This is a genomic window from Dapis hubbardiae BLCC-M172 (assembly GCF_050016015.1).
Classification (GTDB): domain Bacteria; phylum Cyanobacteriota; class Cyanobacteriia; order Cyanobacteriales; family Microcoleaceae; genus Trichodesmium.
In genome coordinates this window covers 1-4,080 of the sequence record NZ_JBNHEQ010000330.1, presented here as the reverse complement: position 1 = coordinate 4,080, position 4,080 = coordinate 1, and the positions used below count along the sequence as shown (strand labels likewise).

Below are 4,080 nucleotides of genomic sequence, written 5' to 3'. Positions count from 1 at the left end.
TACCAAATACGACTGGATTTGATGTTATATCATCAGGACTTACAGAATAATTAATAATTAATAGTTAATAAGAGGTTGAATGTATCAGGAAATATGAAAAAAGAAGATAGGGAATAGGTATGGAGGGAATAGGGAATAGGGAATAGGCAAAAAAAACAATTATTTGTTATCAGGAACTTCACAACTAACTGATTAAGTATGAATAGTCATACCTCCTCTCTCTGTAGAGTTATATCAATCCCTTGCCTTATTCAAGCTAGTTGATTGAGTTGTGAAACTTTTTTCTTAATACTTATTTGACAAACAGTCTCTAATTAATAATTTCAGAGGGTCTGGCTAGATAAATATAGCGTTTCTCAAGCTTATGAGGTACACCTATCTTTAATTTCTTTTCTATTCCCTATTCCCTCCATACCTATTCCCTCCATACCTGTTCTCTGTTCCCTGTTCCCTGTTCCCTGTTCCCTAAAACAAACGAATTTTGTACCTCACGCTTCTTGGTAATTGCTATACTTGATATATTGCTCCTAAGCACCGTAATAATTATTAATTGTTAATTGTTAATTATTTTAGAAGGTGTAATTAGGGTTTGCTGATTAAATATAAAAGCATTGACAGGAAATAAGGTGCCTTTTTAGGTCTGGAAAAAGTACAAGGTTTTCATTCTAAAGAGCTGCATAAAGTGAGGATTTTTGCTTGATGCGAGGCATAAAAATTAAGGGATAATTCTTGCTCCTGTCTCCTCTAAATTCCCCATTTCTCCTGTCTCCTGTCTCCTGTCTCCTGACTCCTACCCTTACCCATAAGACTTTTTCAGCAAGCCCTAATTATTAATTATTAATTGTTCATTGTTAATTGCTGAAGCAGAGGTACTATATATAGAGTCAAAAAACTATAACGTTATAGTTTTGAACGCTATATACATGGTATTTGCGTAATATCATGTCCGGATGTAATGGTATAAATAAAATATTTGGCGATCGAGAGGATATATTTTAATTTCTCCCCTACTCCCCTACTCCCCTACTCCCCTACTCAAGGGCGTCCGTACAGGAGAAGTAAAAATAACAATAATTAATATTAAATGACCTACAACTAGCAAAAAAAGATTTGATATGTAATTATTAATTAATAAATGGAGTCGTACCCAAGTATAGCATTAATGCCTGGGAATTGGTATAATATAATGTCCTGATAATTAGTGATAAAAAACTTTCTCCTCCTTGTAAATTAAAATTCCCTATTCTTCCCTCCTGACTCCTGACTCTTGACTCCTGACTTGCGCGTATCGCTATAGCATCCTGTACAATATTTAGAGAGATAACCTAAAGTCTATTTGATAGCTGACAAGTGACAGAAAAAATTCCTGAAAACCCGGAAATAGAACCACTAACTCGCATCCAAGTGTTAGTGGCAATGGGAGTAACAGCATTAGTATTACTAGCAATTTCTAGAATCTGCCTCCTATTTGGTGTAAATTTATTGCCTGTAAGTTGGAATCTGACCGCATTGCTCTGGGGAATAGCGATCGCCCTAGGTATTACTGCTGCGAGTGGTTTAGTTTACCGCATCTGGCCAGCCTATCGTCGTAGTGCAGATACATATTTAAAGTTAGTTTTATCTCCCCTGTTATGGCCTGATTTAGTCTGGTTGGGGTTGCTGCCAGGATTAAGTGAAGAATTGTTATTTCGAGGTGTAGTCTTATCTGCGTTGGGATTAGATACAGTGGCATTAGTAGCCTCAAGTGTTTTCTTTGGTGTTTTACATCTAAGTGGTAGGCAACAATGGCCTTATATGATTTGGGCAACAATAGTTGGTTTTGTGTTAGGATACAGCGCTTTGGTAACAGGTAATTTATTGATACCAATTATTGCCCATATTTTGACAAATTTAATTTCTAGTAGTGTTTGGAAGTGGGAACATAATTAACAAAAGAGGGAGTAGGGAGTAGGGAATAGGGAACAGGATATAGGGGAAAATAATTGATAATTATAAGAAATTATTTGTGAACAAAACGGTAGGGGTTTGGTTTCCAAATCCCTGCTTTTAATTTTCCTTGGAGAGTAATATCATGTCCGGTTCAATAGTTATAATTAAAGCTCGTAGAATTGCTCTAGCTGGAACTATAAGATAGGGCTAGAGTAATTCTACAAACAAAAACTTTTTTATCACCAATTATCCAGACATGATATTAATAACTAATAGCTGAAGTTTACTGCTGTTGGAGCAGTATTCCGCAGGAAATGCTGACAATAATAGTAACTTAATTATAGAGGATTAAATAATTTAATATGACAGAATTAGGGTTTGACTTTAGCCACTACTACACATATCAAGAAGTAGTAGATTTTCTACATCAAATGAGAGAAAATAATCCTCATTTAATAGAGTTAAAAGTTATTGGCAAAAGCTACGGCGGACTAGATATTTTCTTAGCTACTCTGACAAATCAAAATACAGGGGAAGCTCTAGAAAAACCTGGATATTGGATTGATGGTAATATTCATGCTATAGAAGTTACAGGTTCGGTGGTTGCTCTATATACTATTTATTATCTACTCAATAATTACGCTACTGAACCTCGAATAACTCATTTATTAGACAACTACACAATTTATATTTTACCTCGAATTGCTGTTGATGGATCAGAAAAATATTTAACAACTCCTCATATTTTGCGATCGAGTATTCGTCATTATCCCTATCCCGAAGAACGCGATGGTCTCCACTGGGAAGACATAAATGGAGATGGGTTAATTTTGCAGATGCGACTCAAAGATAACTGTGGAGCTTGGAAAATTTCCTCAGAAGATCCAAGAATTATGGTGCCTCGCGAACCAGATGAATTTGGAGGTACTTACTACAGTATTTTGCCAGAGGGAATAATCAAAAATTATGACGGTTACGATATTAAAGTCGCCCCTAGTAAGGAAGGAATGGATTTTAATCGTAACTATCCCCACGAATGGCAACCGGAGGGAAAACAAAAAGGTGCTGGAGATTTTCCTCTTTCTGAACCTGAAACTCGCGCTGTAGCAGAATTTTGGCGAGAACATCCTAATATTAACGGTTTCATTAACTATCATACCTTTTCAGGAGTAATTTTACGTTCCTACTGTACTTATCCAGACGAACACTTACCTGTAAAAGATTTGGAAATTTACAAATTGATTGGAGAAAAGGGTACTGAAATTACTGGTTATGAGTGCGTTTCAATCTATCATAACTTCTCGTATCCTAACCGTGAGAAGATTTCTGGTGGAATGATTGACTATTGTTACGATCGCTTCGGTTGGTTTGGTTTTGCCATAGAACTTTGGGATGCACCAACAGCAGCGGGAGTTAAGAAGGATGATTATATTAAGTGGTTACAACGCCATCCTGTTGCGGACGATGTGAAAATGATGCAATGGAATGATGAAAAATTGGGTGGCAGAGGTTTTATTGACTGGGAAACATTTGAACATCCCCAACTCGGTACGGTTGAAATTGGTGGATGGAATTTAAAGGAAGTTTGGTACAACCCACCTGTTGAATATTTACCAAAGTTGTGTGAGGAACAATGTCAGTTTGCTATTGCTCATGCTTTGATGTCACCTCGTTTAGCAGTGAGTCAAACAGTAGTTGAGTATCAGGGTGGCGATATGTATCATCTGGTAGTGCAATTGGAAAATCAAGGATTTTTGCCTACTAATACCAGTGAAAAAGCTTTGGAACAAAAAAGTGTTAAACCGATAGAGGTAATATTAAATTTACCTGATAATGTAACGTTGGTGAGTGGGAAACAAAAACAGGAAATTGAGCATTTGCAGGGGCGATCGAGTGAAGCTTTTAATTTTTTCAGTTTTTTTGCTCAACCTGGAAGTTATCGTTGTCATTTGGAGTGGGTAGTTAAAGGTGTTGCTGGTTGTGAGATTGAGGTTATGGCAAAGGCTGAACGTGCGGGTGTGGTCAAAACTGTGATTACTTTGTCGGAGTAAGTTAAGGTATACACGGTTTTGGGGTGGGTTTATTTAACTAAATGCGAAATATCAAAGCTGTTGGCTAAACCCGCCCCTACATTTTTTTAAATTTGATTAT

General features: G+C 36.6%; 2 protein-coding genes. Both read left to right on the top strand.

The features are described from left to right. Positions 1 to 1,350 precede the first annotated feature (1,350 nt). Positions 1,351 to 1,929, top strand: coding sequence for a CPBP family intramembrane glutamic endopeptidase (locus ACP6PK_RS30590; RefSeq protein ID WP_426565413.1), 579 nt, complete (start codon positions 1,351 to 1,353; stop codon positions 1,927 to 1,929). A 362-nt stretch (positions 1,930 to 2,291) separates the two neighbouring features. Next, entirely contained in the window at positions 2,292 to 3,980 is a 1,689-nt protein-coding gene (locus ACP6PK_RS30585) for a M14 family metallopeptidase (protein ID WP_426565411.1), read from the top strand. Positions 3,981 to 4,080 lie beyond the last annotated feature (100 nt).